The sequence below is a fragment of the Marinomonas atlantica genome (genome assembly GCF_001639725.1).
In the GTDB taxonomy this organism is placed as follows: domain Bacteria; phylum Pseudomonadota; class Gammaproteobacteria; order Pseudomonadales; family Marinomonadaceae; genus Marinomonas; species Marinomonas atlantica.
The window spans coordinates 44,199-63,739 of record NZ_LTAW01000013.1 but is presented as its reverse complement, the minus strand read 5'-3'; the positions used below and the strand labels follow the sequence as shown (position 1 = coordinate 63,739).

Annotated in this window: 21 protein-coding genes; 9 read left to right on the top strand and 12 right to left on the bottom strand. The window is 43.5% G+C overall.

Annotation, left to right across the window (positions count from 1 at the left end; all coding sequences use genetic code 11):
- Positions 1-338 precede the first annotated feature (338 nt).
- The 5 genes from pssA to AYW75_RS17300 all read right to left on the bottom strand — a co-directional run bounded on the left by pssA (position 339) and on the right by AYW75_RS17300 (position 5,145).
- Positions 339-1,133 (bottom strand): CDP-diacylglycerol--serine O-phosphatidyltransferase, encoded by a 795-nt coding sequence (gene pssA / locus AYW75_RS17320; RefSeq protein WP_231872649.1) that lies wholly within the window; start codon positions 1,131-1,133, stop codon positions 339-341.
- Positions 1,134-1,146: 13 nt separating this feature from the next.
- The gene (hemL, locus tag AYW75_RS17315) at positions 1,147-2,430 is read right to left on the bottom strand and encodes a glutamate-1-semialdehyde 2,1-aminomutase (protein WP_067102198.1); all 1,284 of its coding nucleotides are present in this window, start codon (positions 2,428-2,430) and stop codon (positions 1,147-1,149) included.
- A 26-nt stretch (positions 2,431-2,456) separates the two neighbouring features.
- Positions 2,457-2,879, bottom strand: coding sequence for a protoporphyrinogen oxidase HemJ (gene hemJ, locus AYW75_RS17310; protein WP_067102196.1), 423 nt, complete (start codon positions 2,877-2,879; stop codon positions 2,457-2,459).
- A 2-nt stretch (positions 2,880-2,881) separates the two neighbouring features.
- A complete protein-coding gene (locus AYW75_RS17305; protein WP_067102193.1) occupies positions 2,882-4,576 on the bottom strand; it encodes a chloride channel protein in 1,695 nt (564 codons plus the stop codon).
- A gap of 137 nt (positions 4,577-4,713) precedes the next feature.
- On the bottom strand, positions 4,714-5,145 hold the full coding sequence (locus AYW75_RS17300) for an Lrp/AsnC family transcriptional regulator (protein ID WP_067102191.1): 432 nt from the start codon (positions 5,143-5,145) through the stop codon (positions 4,714-4,716).
- 148 nt (positions 5,146-5,293) lie between these two features.
- On the opposite strand from AYW75_RS17300, the gene yjeH reads away from it, so the two are divergent.
- Positions 5,294-6,568, top strand: coding sequence for an L-methionine/branched-chain amino acid transporter (gene yjeH / locus AYW75_RS17295; protein WP_067102188.1), 1,275 nt, complete (start codon positions 5,294-5,296; stop codon positions 6,566-6,568).
- Between the two features lie 55 nt (positions 6,569-6,623).
- Positions 6,624-7,136 (top strand): S-ribosylhomocysteine lyase, encoded by a 513-nt coding sequence (gene luxS / locus AYW75_RS17290; RefSeq protein WP_067102184.1) that lies wholly within the window; start codon positions 6,624-6,626, stop codon positions 7,134-7,136.
- An 88-nt stretch (positions 7,137-7,224) separates the two neighbouring features.
- Here luxS and AYW75_RS17285 read toward each other — a convergent pair whose 3' ends face one another.
- Positions 7,225-7,857, bottom strand: coding sequence for a LysE family translocator (locus AYW75_RS17285; RefSeq protein WP_067102182.1), 633 nt, complete (start codon positions 7,855-7,857; stop codon positions 7,225-7,227).
- A gap of 167 nt (positions 7,858-8,024) precedes the next feature.
- Between AYW75_RS17285 and AYW75_RS17280 the strand changes: the two genes are divergently transcribed.
- Positions 8,025-8,897: a DMT family transporter gene (locus tag AYW75_RS17280; RefSeq protein ID WP_067102179.1), complete on the top strand. Its 873-nt coding sequence runs from the start codon at positions 8,025-8,027 to the stop codon at positions 8,895-8,897.
- Here AYW75_RS17280 and AYW75_RS17275 read toward each other — a convergent pair.
- The 4 genes from AYW75_RS17275 to AYW75_RS17260 form a co-directional block, all read right to left on the bottom strand.
- Positions 8,878-9,336: an Lrp/AsnC family transcriptional regulator gene (locus AYW75_RS17275; protein WP_067102177.1), complete on the bottom strand. Its 459-nt coding sequence runs from the start codon at positions 9,334-9,336 to the stop codon at positions 8,878-8,880. The genes AYW75_RS17280 and AYW75_RS17275 overlap by 20 nt on opposite strands.
- Before the next feature lie 128 nt (positions 9,337-9,464).
- Positions 9,465-9,962: a YtxH domain-containing protein gene (locus tag AYW75_RS17270; RefSeq protein ID WP_067102175.1), complete on the bottom strand. Its 498-nt coding sequence runs from the start codon at positions 9,960-9,962 to the stop codon at positions 9,465-9,467.
- A gap of 252 nt (positions 9,963-10,214) precedes the next feature.
- Positions 10,215-10,706 carry an acetolactate synthase small subunit gene (gene ilvN / locus AYW75_RS17265; protein WP_067102172.1) on the bottom strand — a complete coding sequence of 164 codons (492 nt, stop codon included), beginning with the start codon at positions 10,704-10,706 and terminating at the stop codon, positions 10,215-10,217.
- Between the two features lies 1 nt (position 10,707).
- Positions 10,708-12,426, bottom strand: a complete 1,719-nt coding sequence (locus tag AYW75_RS17260) for an acetolactate synthase 3 large subunit (RefSeq protein WP_067102169.1) — start codon at positions 12,424-12,426, stop codon at positions 10,708-10,710.
- Between the two features lie 427 nt (positions 12,427-12,853).
- Between AYW75_RS17260 and AYW75_RS17255 the strand changes: the two genes are divergently transcribed.
- A complete protein-coding gene (locus tag AYW75_RS17255; RefSeq protein ID WP_067102166.1) occupies positions 12,854-13,114 on the top strand; it encodes a hypothetical protein in 261 nt (86 codons plus the stop codon).
- 71 nt (positions 13,115-13,185) lie between these two features.
- The gene (queG, locus tag AYW75_RS17250; RefSeq protein WP_067102206.1) at positions 13,186-14,256 is read left to right on the top strand and encodes a tRNA epoxyqueuosine(34) reductase QueG; all 1,071 of its coding nucleotides are present in this window, start codon (positions 13,186-13,188) and stop codon (positions 14,254-14,256) included.
- A 92-nt stretch (positions 14,257-14,348) separates the two neighbouring features.
- Here queG and tesB read toward each other — a convergent pair whose 3' ends face one another.
- Positions 14,349-15,209 (bottom strand): acyl-CoA thioesterase II, encoded by an 861-nt coding sequence (tesB, locus tag AYW75_RS17245; RefSeq protein WP_067102163.1) that lies wholly within the window; start codon positions 15,207-15,209, stop codon positions 14,349-14,351.
- 147 nt (positions 15,210-15,356) lie between these two features.
- On the opposite strand from tesB, the gene moaA reads away from it, so the two are divergent.
- The 4 genes from moaA to AYW75_RS17225 are packed head-to-tail and all read left to right on the top strand — an operon-like array spanning position 15,357 to position 18,573.
- Positions 15,357-16,352 carry a GTP 3',8-cyclase MoaA gene (gene moaA / locus AYW75_RS17240; RefSeq protein WP_067102160.1) on the top strand — a complete coding sequence of 332 codons (996 nt, stop codon included), beginning with the start codon at positions 15,357-15,359 and terminating at the stop codon, positions 16,350-16,352.
- A 14-nt stretch (positions 16,353-16,366) separates the two neighbouring features.
- Positions 16,367-16,906: a molybdenum cofactor biosynthesis protein B gene (gene moaB, locus AYW75_RS17235; protein ID WP_067102157.1), complete on the top strand. Its 540-nt coding sequence runs from the start codon at positions 16,367-16,369 to the stop codon at positions 16,904-16,906.
- A gap of 3 nt (positions 16,907-16,909) precedes the next feature.
- Positions 16,910-18,100 (top strand): molybdopterin molybdotransferase MoeA, encoded by a 1,191-nt coding sequence (locus AYW75_RS17230; protein ID WP_067102155.1) that lies wholly within the window; start codon positions 16,910-16,912, stop codon positions 18,098-18,100.
- Positions 18,101-18,144: 44 nt separating this feature from the next.
- Positions 18,145-18,573: a hypothetical protein gene (locus AYW75_RS17225; RefSeq protein WP_067102152.1), complete on the top strand. Its 429-nt coding sequence runs from the start codon at positions 18,145-18,147 to the stop codon at positions 18,571-18,573.
- Between the two features lie 46 nt (positions 18,574-18,619).
- Here the strand turns inward: AYW75_RS17225 and serB are convergent, their stop codons facing one another.
- On the bottom strand, positions 18,620-19,537 hold the full coding sequence (gene serB, locus AYW75_RS17220) for a phosphoserine phosphatase SerB (protein ID WP_067102149.1): 918 nt from the start codon (positions 19,535-19,537) through the stop codon (positions 18,620-18,622).
- Between the last annotated feature and the right edge of the window lie 4 nt (positions 19,538-19,541).

The window sequence follows — 19,541 nt, the reverse complement described above, 5'->3', positions numbered from 1 at the left end:
TTATCTGATTATCTATTTTAAAGAGCGTCTGACTTCGTTACCGCTTCGTTGTTGTGAAGCGTTGTCCGTGTCAGTGGAGGCGTATAATACGCATCTGAATTTTCAGTGCAAGCGGTTTTTAAATTAATTTAATAAAAACGCATCATTCTTTTAAATAGCGCCAAATTTGATTAATAAACACACAAACAAACACCTAAACGGTCAAACATCAATCAACTTTGACCTATGTGGTTAAGCAGACGTCGTTTTTAAAACCTCACCACTCATACTATTGCTCTAGAAACGAAAAAACCCGCTGCTTATACAAGCAACGGGCTTTAAGGTATGGCTATTTAGCGTTAGCGCAGTTGCTTAAAAACGATACCAAGCAACCCCCACAATCCGTAGGCACAAAATACGCCAGCTAAGACCAATGCGGGCTCTAATGCGATAAGTACTAATACTAGTACCGCAATAAGTAGCACGACAAAAGGAACTCGTCCTTTCAAATTGAGATCCTTAAAGCTGCGGTACTTCACATTGCTCACCATTAGCAGACCAGTCACAGGTACAAGCAACGCCATGATACTAGCGATTTGCTCTCCCGCAACACCGGCGCTTTCTGCTGCCCAAATTACGCCAGCCACAATCGCCGCCGCTGATGGGCTAGGTAATCCTGTAAAATAACGCTTATCTTGACTACCGATCATAGTGTTAAATCGAGCCAAACGTAATGCTGCACCCACCGCATAAATAAACGCGGCAATCCAACCCACTTTACCAAGAGGCGCTAAGGCCCAAGTAAATGCTACTAACGCTGGCGCAATACCGAACGACACCATATCGGCCAATGAATCATACTCGGCACCAAAGGCACTTTGAGTACGAGTTAGACGCGCCACGCGACCATCGAGACCATCAAGGACCATTGAGATAAAAATCGCTACCGCTGCTTGCGTAAAGTTTCCATCCATTGCCGCAATGATCGAGTAGAACCCTGAAAACAAAGCCGCTGTAGTAAATAAGTTAGGCAAAAGATACACGCCACGACGTGGTTGCTTCTGCGTGGACTTCGATTCAGTAGTATCTGAGTCTACTTCATCTTTTGGGATATCTTTCTCAGTTTCTTCGACAGGCATATTATCAACCTTCATTAAGGACTCCTATCTATACAAGTTTCGCTAAAGCGCGTTTCGCCGCAGCAATGGTGAATGCAATGTCTTCATCTGAATGCGCTTGAGATATAAAGCCAGCTTCATACGCAGAAGGCGCCAAATAAACACCTTCCTCTAATAAGTGGTGGAAAAATAGTTTGAATTTATCCGTATCACACTTCTGTACGTCAGCAAACGTTGTCACTTGCTTTTGATCAGTAAAAAACAAACCAAACATACCACCAACACTCACGGTCACTAATGGAACATTTAACTCATCCGCCGCAGCTTTGATACCGTCCATTAGTTTAGTCGTTTTGCTTTCTAATTCTGCATGGAAAGATGGTTCACTGATTTTATTTAATACGGCAAGGCCAGCAACCATAGCAACAGGGTTTCCAGATAGGGTACCAGCTTGATATACCGGACCAAGCGGTGAGATCTGCTCCATAATTTCACGCTTGCCGCCAAAAGCTCCGACGGGCATCCCCGCGCCAATGACTTTACCTAATGTTGTAAGGTCAGGCGTGACATTGAATTTTTCTTGAGCACCACCCAATGCAACACGAAACCCCGTCATCACTTCATCAAAGATCAGAACAGCACCGGATGCGTCACATACTTCACGCAATGTTTCCAAGAAACCCGATACAGGGGGAATACAGTTCATATTGCCAGCCACAGGCTCAACAATAATACAGGCAATTTGGTCGCCGATTTCAGCGAAACAAGATTTCACTTCTTCAATATCATTGTATTGCAGCGTAATCGTATGTTTTGCAAGGTCTGCAGGCACACCAGGAGAGTTTGGAACACCTAGCGTCAAAGCACCCGATCCAGCTTTTACAAGCAGAGAATCAGAGTGACCATGGTAACACCCTTCAAATTTTACGATTTTATCTCGGCCAGTATAGCCACGAGACAATCGAATCGCACTCATGGTCGCTTCGGTACCGGAGTTGACCATACGAACCATATCCATAGAAGGTACAAGTTCGCACACTTTGTCCGCCATGGTAATTTCAACTTCGGTTGGAGCACCAAAGCTTAAACCGTAATCGAGCTGTTTGCGTACAGCATCAATAACATCAGGGTGTGAATGACCTAAGATCATTGGCCCCCATGAGCCAACATAATCAATATAGCGTTGGCCATCTTCATCGTAGACATAAGCCCCTTCTCCTTTTTGAAAAAAGATTGGTGAGCCCCCTACCCCATTAAATGCTCGAACTGGTGAGTTCACACCGCCAGGAATATGTTTTTGGGCGCGAGAATATAAATCTTCTGAACGACTCATAATAGGATCCAACTATAAACTGAAAATTAAAACGGTCTAACAACGACGAGAGTAACAACGCCGATGAGAACTAAAACTGGAAATTCGTTAAACCATCGATAAAAAACATGGCTACGAGTATTTTGATTGTTAGCAAATTTCTTTAACAATCTGCCACAAGCATGGTGGTAGCCTAATAACATCGCAACCAGCAACATTTTGGCGTGAAACCAGCCAGAGCTAAAGTAGTACTCAGCATTGTAAGAAACAATCCAAAAACCGAGTATCACCGTTGCGATCGCAGAAGGTGTCATGATGCCACGATAGAGCTTTCTCTCCATAACTTTAAAGCGCTCAATACTTTCTTGATCTTTTGCGTCAGCATGATAAACGAACAATCTTGGCAAATAGAACAAGGCTGCAAACCAACATACGACAGCAATTATATGAAAAGCTTTAACCCAAAGCATACTTATCCTTTCAACAACATTTGATCTAATTCCTGTGATGTCACCAGCCACAGCTCTTGCTGTTTAGCAAAATTTACTAACACTTGATGTTGCTCATGGCTATGTAACCAGCTTAACAACTCAGCCAATGACAAAGAAGAATCTACAACGCTAACAGGGGCACCAGCTAACGCACCTAAAACATCCATCGCTTGTCGATTTTTTTCAACCATCAACCAAGGCTGAGGGCCTAAATCGAGCTCTTTTAACTTTTCAACTATCTCAGACACGGAAAAAATGAAATGTTGTCCATCTTTCTCGATCGAGACATAGTCTATCATACCCGAAGCCAGATCACGGACCCGCTCAAGATGAAGCAATTCAGGAAAGTGAGTTACTTTACTGGCGACACTACGAATATCATGTTGACGTAACACTCTTTGGACTGGGCTCCATTCAGATACCATACCTAAAGAATGTAAGCGCTCCACGAAAATAGAATCCTGATTAAACAATAGCCGCACAGCAGTGCAAGACACAACGATCACCAAAATAGCGGGAGCAATCGTGACTGATGTATGCGTCATCTCTACCATAGCAACAATCGCCGTAAGCGGTGCTTGAAAAACTGTTGCCATCATCCCCGCCATGCCTAATAAAACAAATAAGGCGAGTTCCGCTGCTACAGGAATTTGTGTATCGAACCAAAAGGAGACTTGAGCACCAAGCATACCGCCAATCACGAATGTTGGGCCAACCATTCCACCGGGAATACCTAACCCGATTGAAACAGACGTAAGCAGCACTTTAGCGAAAGCCAACCCAAGCAAAGACACTAGCAAAACATCTCCCTGTAACAAGCTATTTAATGTGTCATAACCGCCACCTAAAACTTGAGGCAAGAACAAACCAACAAGTCCAGTCAACACTCCGACTGTCATAAAGCGCGCAGCAAGAGGAAAGCCACTTAAACGCCACAACCCCCTTTGCACTTGATAAAATAAAGTTGAAGCAACAATTAGACAAACCGATAAGACAGCGTAAGCAACAAGCATATCAGGCTGATAAAGGGGTAAAAATACCGTTTCTAATTCAAACACTTCAATACGGCCTAGAATCATCTGACTAATACCCGTGGCAACAACAGATGATAATAGAACAGGCAACACTAACCGCAGTCGATATTCGTGAAAAATCACTTCATAAGCAAACAGCACCCCAGCCAATGGCGTCTGGAAAGCGGCAGCAATCGCACCAGCTACGCCACAAGCAACCAGCGTATCTACAGCAATATATGACAAACGAAAACGCTGTGCCAAAAGGCTTCCGAATGTGGCACCTATATGAACAGCAGGCCCTTCTTTGCCAATCGACAAACCACCAAACAAACCAATAAACGCCCCAACAAACTGAATGAATGCGTTCATAAAGGGCAAATTTCCCTGATGGTAATTAAGTCTCTCTACCACGTAGGGAATACCTACATTTAAGAATTTCGAAGGCACCAACAACCAAATAAAGGTTAAGACAGCGCAAGCAAGTACAGGTAAAATAAAACGAACTGTAGGAGATAACGCTTCATAGTTTTCACTATGGGAAGGTAAAACAGTAGAAGAAAGCCAATAAAGCAGCTCAATCATGCCTGTCATCGCTAAGCTACTTAGCACACCACAGACCACAGCCAAGCCTGAGAGTATCAAAAGATCATCCGCTGCCAATTCTCTATTACGCCAACGTGCGATGAAATCTAATCCTTTCAGACTCGCCTCCTTACCACTTTATAACTAGTTAATTAATTGAAGCACCAAGACTAGGCAAATACAACGCCATCATAAAAATAGTGCGGCACGCATCACTAAAGACGATCAAGCCGAGTTGCTAAACACATGTGCGTCATCACTTTATCTATATTTGGCCAGCTGTCCATTTCTAAACGAATTTCATGCAAACGCTTCATGGACGTCACTTGAACCAGCAGCATCAAATCAATATCACCACTGATCGAATGCGCCATTTTTATTTCTGGAATCTTTTCAATGTAAGGTTGCACCAGTTCACAAGAAAGCGGCCTAAACGTCAACGCTAAGTAAGCCGAAATTAAATCCTCATTTGGCAAAGCAATGTGGGCATGATAACCCGTGATTTTGCCCCCCTCTTCCATTCTTTTAATACGATCGGATACCGCGGTTCGTGACAAGTTAACTTGTCTGCTGATATCCGAAACAGATAAACGCGCATCCCGCACTAATAAGGCAAGAATTTTCTCGTCATAACGATCTAACGTCATCAATTGGCCTATTTTTCATACACCGACAGTTTGTAGGGTAAACCTGCACTTTGCTACAAAATGGCGTCAGTTTGTACGCAGATTTATTAGATCACTCATTTTATCCTTAACACTATAAAATCAAAGCAATTTCAGCAGGACTTATCGTATGCAATACCAAAGGACACTTGGGCCTCTTCAAGGCATGGCAATGACTGTAACAACATTTGTAGGGACAGGGTTAATGATTCTACCTGCCATGTCCGTTGCACAAGCTGGCAGTTTCGCCTTTTATGCATGGCTTATCACCGCAACTATCATCGTACCGGTTGCCTTTGTTTTTGCCTTTCTTGGTGGACGCTTTCCTTCGGCGGGTGGTGCATCCCACTACATAGGCAAGGTATTAGGGAAAAAAGCTGAACGTGCAGTAGGGTGGCTATTTTTGAGCATTTTGTTTGTGGGTCCTGCAGTGGCTATAAAAGTCGCAGCGGCATATCTTGCTGTATTACTCAATTTAACCGAGGACTCTGTCTTTCTATTAAGTGTCATCACCTTAATAGGAATGCTCTTGTTTTCAATTGCTGGCATGAAAAACTCCGCCAATTTTCAAACTGGGGTGGTGGTTTGCTTAATAAGCACCGTACTAGCGTTATTTATACTAAGCGGAGCGCCGCTGTCTTCAAACATCATCAACCGCCCTCAAACTTGGTCAGAGTTTGAAACAACACTGCTCGCAACGGGTACTATCTTTTGGTGTTTTCTTGGCATAGAAGTCATGGCACATATGGGTGCGGAATTTAAAAACCCAGGTAGAGACTTCCCCATCGCATTGCTTGGTGGTATTGCACTGGTCGTTATGCTTTATCTCGCAACAGTGCTAATGATTGCAGAATACAAAGTGTACGGAAATGAATTTACTAACAGCCAATCATTAGCTCTCTTAGTCGGCTCACTACTAGGCGAAGAAGCTCGTCGCTGGTTTGCACTGGGTGCCTATATTATCGCATTTTCGAATGTAGGGACGTACATCTTAGGCTTTGCTCGTATGGTGCAATCCATGGCAAGCCAACGAGCAATTCCAATGTATTTTAATACGTTATCAGACAAAGGAACGCCTATTAGAGCAGTCAGTTTAGTGGGAGTCGCTTGTTTACTATCACTACTATTTGTCGAGTTTTTTGGAACTCAAATGGAGTGGCTCATTGAAATGACGAATGGCGCTTTCTTATTGATCTATACACTTACCTGCATTACCGCAATCAAGTCCTTAGAATCACGCTTTCGCTGGGTAGCTGTATTAGCAACCTTTAGCTGTCTCATGATGATTGCCTTCATCGGACAGAACATGTTGTTTGCAGTCCTTGTCTTTGTATTAGCCTTGGCTTGGGAAAGCTTAAAAATTCAAAATCCTCCCATGCCGGAAGATAAAATTCATGTACAATAAGCCTATGAACATTCACCTCGGTTCGATTGAAACGAGATATTAGGAGAGAACACACATGCCACTACTAGACAGTTTTCGAGTAGATCACACACGTATGCAAGCTCCAGCGGTACGCGTTGCGAAAACAATGGAAACCCCTAAAGGTGATACAATCACAGTCTTCGATCTACGTTTTTGCATTCCAAACGCTGAAATCCTGTCTGAAAAAGGCATTCATACTCTTGAGCACTTATTTGCTGGTTTTATGCGTGACCACTTGAACGGTAATGGTGTAGAAATCATCGACCTATCACCAATGGGATGCCGTACAGGTTTTTACATGAGCCTAATCGGTACGCCTGGCGAAGAAAAAGTAGCAGAGAGCTGGAAAGCAGCTATGCAAGATGTGATTGATGTTGTCGCGAAAGAAGACATTCCTGAGCTAAACGAATATCAGTGTGGCACTTACACTATGCACTCGCTGGAAGAAGCAAAAGACATCGCACGTAATATTCTTGATCGCGGCGTGTTGGTAAACAGTAACTCTGAACTTTACCTAAGCGAAGAGTTCTTAGCAGAACATTCTTAATCTGCTTTGAAGTATTAAGACATAAAAAAGAGAGCCAAATGGCTCTCTTTTTTATTTGCAGCTTTCTATTTAAAGATTATTCTAAACGTTATCCACGAGTTGCCGTCGCTAAGAAGGCACTGGCCGCTACAAAAATCCCGCCCATGCCACGGTTTAAATTTGCTAACCCTTTTGGACTGCGAATAATACGACGTAATTGACGTCCACCGACAGCATAAAAGAAAGCAGCGATAAACTCTGTTGCTAAAAACGTCGCCCCGAATATTGTGAACTGGATAGCAACAGGCTCATTCAAATCTAATAGCTGCGGAAATATGGCCGTAAATATCAACACAGCTTTGGGGTTACTAATAGCAACCATAAACTCTTGGCGCATACGCGAAAAATGAGAATTCTGTACAACAATCCCCTCTTCTTCCATTGAACTTAAATTTTGCTTAGCAGCCATCCATGTTTTAACGCCAACATACAACAAATACGCTACGCCTAGCCATTTCACCACATTAAACCAAAATGATGATGAGACAATCACTGCACCAAGACCTAAAGCAGAAACTACCATCAAAATAGCGAAAGCCACATTACGACCAATTACAGCAATAACCGCGGCTGATGCTCCGACACGAATACCGTTATACATAGCCGTAAAGTTGTTTGGGCCCGGGCCAAAAGATAGCAGCAATAAGATCGGAGCAACCGTTAACCAAAACTGAAGTGCCATTCTAAGTCTTACCTCGTAATGAATGACTTAATATTCCAAAGCACGAATCCAGAGATACCTTATTTATCAAGGATTGAGACCTTATATTCAAAGGTATACTACTGTTCTGAATTACGCCATTGACCCTAAAATAGGCGGCAACTTTAACGATAAAAAAAGAGTATGTCATGTCTATTTCGCACTTATTTTTATGGCTCACCGCCAGCATTTGGGGATTCGCATTTGTTGCGCAAAGTACGGCAATGGAAGTCATTGGTCCACATACTTTTAATGCGGTTCGCTTCCTTTTAGCGACACTTTCAATGATACCATTACTGTTCATTTTCAAGACGAAACAAGACTACGATCCAAAAGCTTTACTGAAAGGAAGTATCGCCGCAGGTAGCTTACTTTTCTGTGGCTTTACCTTTCAGCAAACCGGACTTCTGTATACCACAGCAGGTAATGCTGGCTTCATCACAAGCATGTATATCGTACTGGTCCCTTTAGTTGGATTACTGTTTAAACAGTCCGTTGACCGATTAACTTGGGGGGGCATTGCAGTCTCTTTAATTGGTTTCTACGTCCTAACCATTGGACCAAATCTCAGCATTAATAAAGGTGATGTACTAGAACTGGCAGGTACTTTATTCTGGACCAGCCATGTATTGCTAATAAGCTACTTATCACGTTCATTACCCGCACTGCCTTTATCCATTGCTCAGTTTGCCATCGCAACATTGTGGGCAAGCATGACTGCATTCACATTAGAAGAACCTAGTATTGCTGCGGTAGAGTTGGCTTGGTGGCCATTGGTGTATGCTGGAGTGGCTTCCTCAGGCATTGCCTTTACCCTTCAAACCTTGGGGCAACGACAGGTAATACCTAGTACAACAGCTCTAATACTCTCAATGGAAGCCGTGTTTGCAGTCATCGGTGGGTGGCTGCTGATGGGAGAAGTGCTAAGTGATCGAGCTCTATTTGGCTGTGCACTCATTTTTGCCGGTATGATCGTAAGCCAATGGCCACGTAAAGAAAGCGCTATAGAAACGAGCCGGTAACGTCTTCGATATTGAGCGGCATATCACGTTGAACCGGCTGTGAAAGAATCATCATCGTTTTTGTGTCGCTCAAATCAATCAAACGTTCAAGTAAGATATCCAATCGTGACATAGATGAGACTGCTACACGTAAGATAAAAGCAGAAGGACCTGTGACATTATAGCAATCTAAGACTTCATCTAGGTTCAGTACCAGCTCTTTAAACTTTCGCTCTTTGGTTCGGTACACTTCACATTCAACCAAAGCCGTAATAGGGATGCCTGCGTTCTCAAGATTTATTTTAGCTTTGTAACCAGTAATAACACCTTGATCTTCTAGTTTCTTAATGCGCTCTGCAACAGCAGGTGCTGACAGGTGTACAAGCTTTGCTAGCTCTGAGTAACCTAAGCGTCCATTTGACTCAAGTGCTTTGAGTAATTTCCAATTAATCCTATCCATATCTATATCCATCAAGATGAAAACTGCTTTAGCTTAACGGGTAGCGTGATGAATTTCGACTTTTAAAGGCTCTTGAACGCAAAACGGCCACACAAGGTGACCGTTTTAAAAAATTCAGTTATTAAAACTTATTCATCAATACCAAGGCCTTCTTTCAAGGACTCTACAGACTCATGGTAAGCCTCAGAAATACTTTCCATTGTATCATCGTAAGTTTCTTTTGCTTCTTCCATAGCTTCATCAGTATCGGCTTCTTCTTTCGCATCTTCATAAGCATCTTTAGCGTTTTCTACTTGCTCATCGTATTCATCACGTAGGTCTTCCATACCTTCGTTGAAGTCGTCTTTGATGTCATTCCACTTATCTTCAGCGTTGTCTTCATCCATGTTTTTATTGATCCAACACTCTACCTTAGCTGTAGATAGCTCCATTTGCGCACCAACAATAGCAGACCAATCATTGTCAGCTTTTGCTTGCTCCATCGCAGCTTCCTGCTTTTCAATCATACCACAGCCGTCACCATCGTAATCAGCGTAAGCTACTGATGCTGTCATTGAAGCCGCTGCAATGGCTGCTGCTAATGTACCTTTTTTAGCGAATGTAAATGCGTTCGTTAAAGTTTTCATATGACCGTCCTTTTTTCATTTGCTTAAGAGATGACTAGATAGTGGCAGTTCTCAAAGAAAAAGAAAGAGGTGAAAGTTCGGTTACGTTTTTGCTCCCAGTAAGCACTGAATGCAGGAGCGGATACTTATTTTCTCAGCATTTGTCAGCGATAGGTAAAGAAGCATCACACATAAACGGGGAGTAATACTTATTCTTCAGGCATAAAAAAACGCGCCGAAGCGCGTTTTTTAATTCATTAGCCAGCTAAAACCTTACAGAGAAAGCGTTTTTTCACCGCGAGCTATGCCTGACACACCCGTACGTACGACTTCCAAAATGTGCATACCACTCAGCGCGTGTAAGAAGCCATCAAGCTTATCAGACTCGCCAACAACCTGAATTGTATAAATAGAAGGTGTCATATCAACAATGTTGCCACGGAAAATATCCACTGTACGTTTGACTTCAGCACGTTGCGCTCCAGATGCTCGTACTTTTACAAGCATCATTTCACGTTCAATATGCTGACCTTCTGTCAGATCAACTAACTTAACTACGTCGATCAATTTGTTTAACTGCTTTGTGATTTGCTCAACCACTTGATCAGAACCAAATGTTGTCAACGTTAAACGAGACAACGTTGGATCATCAGTCGGCGCCACATTCAATGTTTCGATGTTGAAGTTACGTTGCGAGAACAAACCAACAACACGCGACAAAGCACCCGGCTCGTTTTCCATTAAAACTGAGATAATGTGTCGCATCTTAAGTTCGCTCCGTCTTGCTTAGGAACATATCACGCATAGAGCCGCGTGGTACTTGCATTGGGTACACATGTTCCTCTGGGTCTACATAACAGTTGATGAACACAAGCTGATCTGTCATTGCGAACGCTTCTTCCATCTTCGCATCTAATTCATCTTTGGTACGGATTTCAACGTACTTATGGCGATAGGCATCCATCAATGTTTTGAATTCAGGAAGAGAATCCATGTAAGAGTTTGAATGGCGCCCCTCATAGTTCATATCCTGCCACTGGCGAACCATACCTAATGAACCATTGTTCAAGCATAGAATTTTGACTGGAATACCGTACTGTAGACAAGTGGATAGTTCCTGAATGTTCATCTGGATACTACCCTCACCTGTTACACATACTACAGTTTCTTCAGGGAAATTCATTTTTACGCCCATCGCGGCAGGCAGACCAAAGCCCATTGTTCCAAGGCCACCAGAATTAATCCAACGGTATGGTTTAGAGAACTTATAGTATTGAGCGGTAAACATTTGGTGCTGACCAACATCCGATGCGACATAGGCATCACCGTTGGTTGCACGCCAGCAGGCTTCTACAGCAGCTTGTGGCTTAATCTTTTCACTGGATGTATCGTAACGACCGCCGTGGACTTGACGCCATTCGTTGATCTGCTTCCACCAACCAGCAATCGCATCTTGATTCGTTCGCGTCGGAGCATCATCAATCAACCCCATCATTTCTTCAAGAACTTGAATTACAGGTCCAACAATCGGCACATCGGCACGAATCGTTTTAGAGATTGACGCAGGATCAATGTCTACATGAATGATTTTAGCACTTGGACAAAACTTATCTGGGTCATTAGTAACACGATCATCAAAGCGTGCACCAATGGCTAAAATCAAATCACTGTGATGCATCGCTTGGTTAGCTTCATAAGAGCCATGCATACCCAGCATCCCCACGGACTGATCGTCAGTCGCAGAGTAACCACCTAGTCCCATTAACGTATTTGTCACAGGATAACCAAGCTCTTTCGCAAGCTTAGTCAGTTGCTCAGAAGCTCCACCCATAATGACACCGCCACCTGCATAAATCATTGGACGCTTAGCGGCTAACAATAAATCAACGGCTTTCTTAATTTGACCGCTGTGACCTTTAGTAGGCGGTGTGTACGAACGCAGTGAAACAGACTCAGGAAAGTTATATTCAAACTTTTCATTTGGCATTGTCATGTCTTTAGGGACATCGACAACAACAGGACCTGGACGTCCAGAATTCGCAATATGGAAAGCTTTCTTCAGGATTAGTGGAATCTCAGAAGGATGCTTTACTGAGAAGCTATGCTTCACAATCGGGCGTGATACACCCACCATATCCGTTTCTTGGAATGCATCTTCGCCGATCAAGTAACTCATTACTTGACCACAGATTACCACCATAGGGATGGAGTCCATAAAAGCTGTTGCAATACCTGTTACTGTATTTGTTGCGCCAGGGCCAGAGGTAACCAGAACAACCCCTGGTTTACCAGTCGCACGCGCGTAGCCATCAGCCATATGTGTAGCGGCTTGCTCGTGACGGACGAGAATGTGTTTGACGTCTGACTGGCGATGAAGCGCATCGTAAATATGTAACGCTGCACCACCTGGATAACCATATATGTACTCAACTCCCTCATCTTTAAGGAAGCGGGCGATCATTTCACCACCGGATAATAACTCCACCTTGTAAACCTCTATAGTGTTCATCAATCTGCTACTTTGGTAAGGCTATTGTAACCATATACCAAGGTCAGATAAAAGTTGATAAAACGATGTTTGCAAAACAAATGAGATGCCTGAAATCAAGGAACACTCAAACGCAATAAATCGCAGTTTTGACACTGCCCGCGTCTATATCGCGAGGAGAAGCACTGCAGGTAAAAATTCTACTCACAATACTTAGTGCAACGACTATACTCTAGTCGTATAGGAAGGGGCTGTTTGCCGCCATCAGATGAGATAGCCAACGGGGTATTGTTGACGTAGAAGAGTATTCTCTCAAGCACACAACAAGGTGTCAATGAAAACACTCCGTCTTACGCCATTCTTCTTGCTCTGACTGGGCTTTCATGGTGTCATACTTACTATTATGAATTAAGGAGTTACCACTATGGCTTCAGAATTAAACCAACAACGCATTATCGATGAATTCTTACGCTGTTTCCGCAAAATGTTAATGGAACCAGAATTGTCTGCCGAATTAGTTCGCATTGCTAAAGAACACATTAATGAGCCAAATGCTTATCAAGTCATTGCGGAAGCGGTTTCCAGCCAAACAACATTAAAAATTCAAGAAGAGCATACGGATGCAGATCGCATGTTTATCAACCTTCTAATTGATACTGTAAAAAGCGATAGCAATCTTTATTAAAAATTTTTCTGCCTTCGTATCAGTAGGGGCTTTTAAGCTCCTACTTCCTTGAATGACCTCATGTAGTGTTTATGCCCTCTTTTGACGAAGCCTCCTTGCAGCATATTGCCAACAACATCAAAACTTGGGCCAAAGAATTTGGCTTTAGTGACTGCCGTATTGTAAATCCTGAACTAGAACAATATCGTGAGGATTTTCACGCTTGGCTTGAGCAGGGTTATCATGGCGAAATGGATTACCTTGCCAATCATGATGATCTACGTTTTCAACCAGCAAATCTTCATAAAGGTACTCAACGCGTCATCAGTTTGAGCATGGCCTATCTACCTGAATCCGTGGAAACGGTAAAACGCCTGAAAACCCCTGAAAAAGCCTATATTGCTCGTTATGCACTTGGACGTGATTACCACAAGCTTATTCGCAAACGACTGACTCAGTTAGCAAAGCGCATTGAAGAAGAGGTTGGTGATCATGGTTATCGCGCCTTTGTTGATAGTGCCCCTGTCTTAGAACGTCAAATCGCTGAGCAAGCAGGCATGGGCTGGATTGGCAAGAACACACTATTATTGTCACCCAAAGCAGGTAGTTGGTTTTTATTAGGCGAGGTTTTTACAAATCTTCCTTTACCCGTTGACCCGCAAACGCCACAGCGCCATTGCGGCAGTTGCACTGCATGCTTGGATAAATGCCCAACCAATGCCTTTGTTAAACCATGGGTTTTGGACGCCAGTAAATGCATTTCTTATTTAACCATTGAATACGATGGCATTATCCCTGAAGAACTGCGCGGAAAAATGGGTAATCGAATTTTTGGTTGCGATGATTGCCAATTGGTTTGCCCTTGGACAAAGTTTGCCAAACACACCCTAGAAGATGATTTTCAACCAAGACACAATCTAGACAGTGAAGACCTACTAACTTTGTTTGAGTGGGACGAGGAAACGTTTCTAAATAAAACTGCGGGCTCCCCCATAAGAAGAACTGGATATGAAAACTGGCGACGCAACATCGCTGTCGCGCTAGGCAATGCGCCCTATTCCAAGGCCGCTATCACCGCTTTAGATAACGCTCGAACGAATGCATCGGACAAGCTCTTAGTACATGTTGATTGGGCCCTTCGCCAACAACAAAATAAACTATAGAAACATCCTCCCTAGATAAACAAAATTCAAATCATACTATGGATCATCCACTAAAAAGCACGTTCATGAGAGAGAAGTACGCATTGCTGATTTTAACGAAATAGACGAATCAGCCCTTCTTGGGCAGTAGAAGCAACCAACTCTCCCGTCTTATTAAAAATTTTCCCTCGTACAAAACCTCGAGCCCCAGAAGCAGATGGGCTATCGGCAACATATAATAACCAGTCATCTAATCGAAATGGGCGATGAAACCAAATAGCATGATCAAGACTAGCAATGTTCAAATTTGGATTACCAATAGAAATTCCATGCGGCTGAAGTGCAGTCTCTAAAAAGCCATAATCAGTGGTATAAGCCAACATTGATTGATGCACTAATTCATTATCAGGAAGAGGAGAAATACTTCGTATCCACATATGACGAGCTGGCAATCCAGGACGCGGACGAAACGGATTTTGATTTTCCACAATGCGGTATTCGATCGGCCGTTCAGCGGTCAATAAGCTGCGAATTTTAGGTGGGATCTCTTCAGCATGTTTCTGGAATAAACTGAGTTCTGATTTAAAATTTTCGGGGCCAGGTACATTTGGCATAGATTCTTGATGGGAGAGTCCCTCTTCATGTTTTTGAAACGAAGCCGTCATCACCAAAATGGTTTTCTGGTTTTGGCTGGCAATAACACGACGAACACTGAAACTTCCACCGTCTCGCACTGTCTCAACATCATAGTCGATTATTTGCTTCGCATCTCCAGGACGAATAAAGTAGCTGTGTAACGAATGCGGCACTCGTCCTTCAGGAACGGTTTGTGCCGCTGCACTCAATGCTTGACCAACAACTTGTCCGCCAAAGACCTTAGGAAACCCTAAATCTTGACTCTTACCGACAAATTTAGTGTCAGAAACCCGATTCAAAGTGAGTATATCGATCAAATTATGTATAACACTACGCACTGTGATTCCCCTATTCCTATAGTGGTTCTAATTGCACTCAAATATTGCGTTATTTGAACATAACGTAAGCCGCAGTCAATACAGAGAGACTTTACCTCTGTAGATAAATTTTGCTTCTATTAGCAAATTGTAGCGAGGCCAATTCAAGTGTCAGATTCCAAGCTCATCGATCCGTTTGGTCGAAAAATTGATTATTTACGTATTTCGGTGACGGACCGCTGTGATTTTCGCTGTACCTACTGCATGGATGAGAACGCAACTTTCTTGCCTCGTCGCGATATTTTATCTCTAGAAGAGATCGTTCAAGTTGCAAGCTCATTCGTAGCATTAGGCACTCGAAAAATCCGTATTACGGGCGGAGAACCTCTGGTACGAAAGGACATTCTGTTTGCTCTAAAGCAAATAGCTGCTCTACCTGGACTTGATGAGCTCACCATTACAACGAATGGTTCACAGCTTGAAAAAATGGGCCAGCAGCTATACGACGCAGGTGTTTCTCGCATCAATATTAGTTTAGACACCCTTAAACGTGAACGCTTTGAAGAGCTTACACGTCGGGATAAACTCGACCAAGTATTACGTGGCATCAAAACAGTCAGCAAACTCCCCTTTAAGCAATTAAAGCTGAATGCCGTGATCCTAGGTGGTCATAATGATGACGAAATAGAAGACTTAGTTGAATTTGCAATAGCCCATAAAATGGACATTAGTTTTATTGAAGAAATGCCATTGGGTCAGATTTCTCACCATGATCGTGCCAAGGTCTACATATCCAGTGACGAGTTACTAGAACGTTTACAACACCGCTGGCAACTGAGCCTTTCAGAACGCTCGACTGGCGGGCCTTCACGCTATTACGACATTGCCGGAGAAAGCCAGCAAGTAGGATTCATTTCCCCACACAGTCATAATTTTTGCAGTACATGCAATCGAGTACGCTTGACGGCAGAAGGTCGCCTGTTACTTTGCTTGGGCAATGAGCATTCAAAAGATTTAAAATCGGTGCTACGAACTCATCCCGACGATGCAGATTTATTACAGCAGAGTATTATTGATTCTTTAGTACTCAAACCCGAGAAACACCACTTTAATTTAGATGAAGAACCCCAAATTCTGCGCTTCATGAGCGCCACTGGCGGTTAACAAAGGATTTTATTATGGCTAAAACCCCGTCCCCTTTTCGCCCGCTTAACATCAATGTATTAACCGTTTCTGATACCCGCGGTATTGCAGAAGACACATCCGGTGAAGCGCTCATTACCATGCTTCAAGACGCCGGACATAATCTCGGTGAGCGAGCGATTGTAAAAGATGATGTTTATGCCATGCGCGCCGTGGTATCCAACTGGATAGCTGATGACAGAGCGCACGTTGTCTTGATCACAGGCGGTACTGGTTTTTACTCACGTGACAGTACGCCGGAAGCCATCATGCCGTTGCTGGACAAAGAAGTCGATGGTTTTGGTGAGCTTTTCCGCCAAATATCTTATGAAGAAATTGGCACCTCGACAATTCAATCTAGAGCACTTGCAGGCCTTGCCAATAAAACACTTATTTTCTGCTTACCTGGCTCTACAGGAGCTTGTCGAACTGCGTGGAGCGGTATTATCCAAGAGCAGTTAGATGCACGTCATCGTCCATGTAACTTCGTTACGATGCTTTTGGGGCCATACCAACCCCCTGTTCACGAGGTATAATTCATGACGGCATTAATGCCTTTTAAAGACGCGATTCAGCACATTAAAAACACCCTGTCCCATGCAACGTTAACCGAGCGTGTTTCATTAGACCATGCTCTGGGACGCATTTTGTCTCAGGATATTATCTCTCACATTGACGTCCCCCCTGCGGCCAACAGTGCGATGGACGGTTTTGCCGTTTGCACCCGTGATTTGCAAGACAGTGCAACATTATCGGTTTCGCAACGCATTGCAGCGGGTAACGCCCCAACGCCTCTCACGCCAGGCACCTGCGCTCGTATTTTCACTGGCGCCGAAATCCCTGCTGGGGCTGACGCCGTTGTGATGCAAGAAAATACCAGGCAACAAAACGACCATATTACGTTTCTTCAGGCCGTAAAGCCAAACGATAATATTCGTCCAGCGGGACAAGACATTGCAAAAGATGCCCTGGTGTTAGCCGCAGGAAAGCGCTTATCTGCCATAGATATTGGTGTATTAGCCAGTATTGGTATTACCTGCGTCGACGTCTTTACACCATTAAGAGTGGGTGTTCTCACCACAGGTGATGAATTACAGCAACCTGGTCAACCTCTTACGGCCGGGCAAATTTACAACTCAAATGGCCCACTTATTGAGTCATTAGTAATCAGTGCGGGACATCAGGTAAGTTTACGCCGACATGCTATGGATTCCGTAGAAGCCACACAAACGGCCCTGAAAGAACTCAGTGACTGCTCCGATATCATTGTCTCTTCTGGCGGTGTTTCTGTAGGCGAAGAAGACCATGTAAAAGCCACCATTGAAAAAAATGGTCAGTTGCATCTTTGGAAGATCGCTATAAAACCAGGTAAGCCCTTAGTGTTTGCCAAGGTATTTGATACACCTTTGCTGGGATTACCAGGTAATCCCAGCTCTACTCTGGTCACATTCCACCTGTTTGCAAGACTGGCACTGGCAACAGCCGCAGGTGAAAACTTAGACTTACCGAAGCCCTTACCAGTCAAATGCGATTTTTCGCGTAAGGGAAATAAGTCTCGAGATGAATTCTTAAGGGTGCATGTAAACAACGGCGTTGCAACACCGCACGTTCAACAAAGTTCTGGTGCTTTATTGGCTGCCTGCCAAACAGATGGTTACTTACATGTACCAGCGGAGCACAATATTTCGCCAAATAGTGAATTCGACTTTTACCCATTTAACAGCTTCTAAACTACACTTAATGGATCTATCCCCTATTATTAGGAGTAACCGTTGTGAGAGATAGAAACTGGGAAGCGTCATTGTATGAACATCAACACGAGATGATTAAACGTCTTGATGTTCATCGTCAAAAAGATCGAAACGATCAGCTTACTCAAGATGAGATAATGGCCGTGGAACACACCTTCCAATTATTAGTGGCCTCGATGCTCGATTTCGCTCGTTATGTACTTAAACATCACTATGATGTTTCTGTTGAACGTCGGGATCAAGTACTGGATGCTTTAATAGAACACAAAGACGTAACCTATGAACAAGGTGAGCAGATTCGAGTACTGGTGGAACTGCGCCAAAAGATACTATTTGATTACTTAGATGAGAATTTCATCGAACTGTCTTCGGCATTATCCTTACGACGCTACGCCTTAGTAGAAGTACTTACTAAAGAGTGGACCTCAAGACTTGTTCAAGAGGACCATTAAAAGCAAAGTGCTCCCTAAAGCATTGCTTTAAGGAGCTTAATGCTGGTTAGGTTACAGATTCAGTGATCTCGTCTGAACTAAGTCCTAACAAGTAAAGCACTCCTTCTAACCCCAACTGGCTCATTGGACACGGCGCTTGTTTACGCACAATCGGTTTAGCATGCAATGCTACCCCTAACCCTGCATCATTAAGCATAAGCAAATCATTGGCACCATCGCCACACGCTATCGTCTGGGAATAAGGTACAGAATATTGCTCTTTCAACTGTGCTAGCAGTTGCTGCTTACGCTTCGCATCGACAATGGGGCCAATGTGCTTACCGGTCAATGTTCCGCCTACAATGTCTAATTCATTCGCATGTACTTCGGTCATACCATAATCTTGCTGTACACGATCGGCAAAGTAGGTAAAACCTCCCGATAAAATAGCCGTCTTCCAACCAAATTTATGCAGTACTTCCATCAATATTGAAATGCCATCCATATGCTCTATACGCTGGTAAACAGAATCCATCACATCGCTGCTCAAACCGTTTAAAAACGACAAACGCTGCACAAAGCTCTCAGTAAAATCGATTTCACCACGCATCGCACTGGCTGTTACGGCCGCAATTTGTTCACCTATTCCCATCTCCACCGCTAACTCGTCCATAACTTCAGCTTTAATCAGCGTAGAGTCCATATCAAAGACAGCTAACCCCGGCTCAGAAAGTATTGGTGTAAAAGGTTGGAAAATATGGTCGATTCCAGACGCATCCGCCATGGCTAACAATTGCACCCGAAGCTCTTCATATTTACCATCGTCGATGGTAGTGCTAAGGTCGTAGCGCTGAACACAAAATACGTCTTGAGGATTTGTCAGAACTCTTGTCGAAGTCTCTAATAATTGTTGTTCAAGCCAAGCTTCAAAGGTTGGCAAGTAGTCGGCGAGATGATCGCCTATAAGCGTAATCGAAGCGGTCATAACA

Bases quoted from the DNA above. Each gene is read 5' to 3' on its own strand.
- luxS (WP_067102184.1), top strand. From the start codon at position 6,624: ATGCCACTACTAGACAGTTTTCGAGTAGATCACACACGTATGCAAGCT.
- AYW75_RS17270 (WP_067102175.1), bottom strand. From the start codon at position 9,962: ATGAAAACTTTAACGAACGCATTTACATTCGCTAAAAAAGGTACATTA.
- pssA (WP_231872649.1), bottom strand. From the start codon at position 1,133: ATGAAGGTTGATAATATGCCTGTCGAAGAAACTGAGAAAGATATCCCA.
- queG (WP_067102206.1), top strand. From the start codon at position 13,186: ATGCCCTCTTTTGACGAAGCCTCCTTGCAGCATATTGCCAACAACATC.
- hemL (WP_067102198.1), bottom strand. From the start codon at position 2,430: ATGAGTCGTTCAGAAGATTTATATTCTCGCGCCCAAAAACATATTCCT.
- hemJ (WP_067102196.1), bottom strand. From the start codon at position 2,879: ATGCTTTGGGTTAAAGCTTTTCATATAATTGCTGTCGTATGTTGGTTT.
- serB (WP_067102149.1), bottom strand. From the start codon at position 19,537: ATGACCGCTTCGATTACGCTTATAGGCGATCATCTCGCCGACTACTTG.
- AYW75_RS17300 (WP_067102191.1), bottom strand. From the start codon at position 5,145: ATGACGTTAGATCGTTATGACGAGAAAATTCTTGCCTTATTAGTGCGG.
- AYW75_RS17275 (WP_067102177.1), bottom strand. From the start codon at position 9,336: ATGGATAGGATTAATTGGAAATTACTCAAAGCACTTGAGTCAAATGGA.
- AYW75_RS17255 (WP_067102166.1), top strand. From the start codon at position 12,854: ATGGCTTCAGAATTAAACCAACAACGCATTATCGATGAATTCTTACGC.
- AYW75_RS17280 (WP_067102179.1), top strand. From the start codon at position 8,025: ATGTCTATTTCGCACTTATTTTTATGGCTCACCGCCAGCATTTGGGGA.
- yjeH (WP_067102188.1), top strand. From the start codon at position 5,294: ATGCAATACCAAAGGACACTTGGGCCTCTTCAAGGCATGGCAATGACT.
- AYW75_RS17285 (WP_067102182.1), bottom strand. From the start codon at position 7,857: ATGGCACTTCAGTTTTGGTTAACGGTTGCTCCGATCTTATTGCTGCTA.
- AYW75_RS17230 (WP_067102155.1), top strand. From the start codon at position 16,910: ATGACGGCATTAATGCCTTTTAAAGACGCGATTCAGCACATTAAAAAC.
- ilvN (WP_067102172.1), bottom strand. From the start codon at position 10,706: ATGCGACACATTATCTCAGTTTTAATGGAAAACGAGCCGGGTGCTTTG.
- moaB (WP_067102157.1), top strand. From the start codon at position 16,367: ATGGCTAAAACCCCGTCCCCTTTTCGCCCGCTTAACATCAATGTATTA.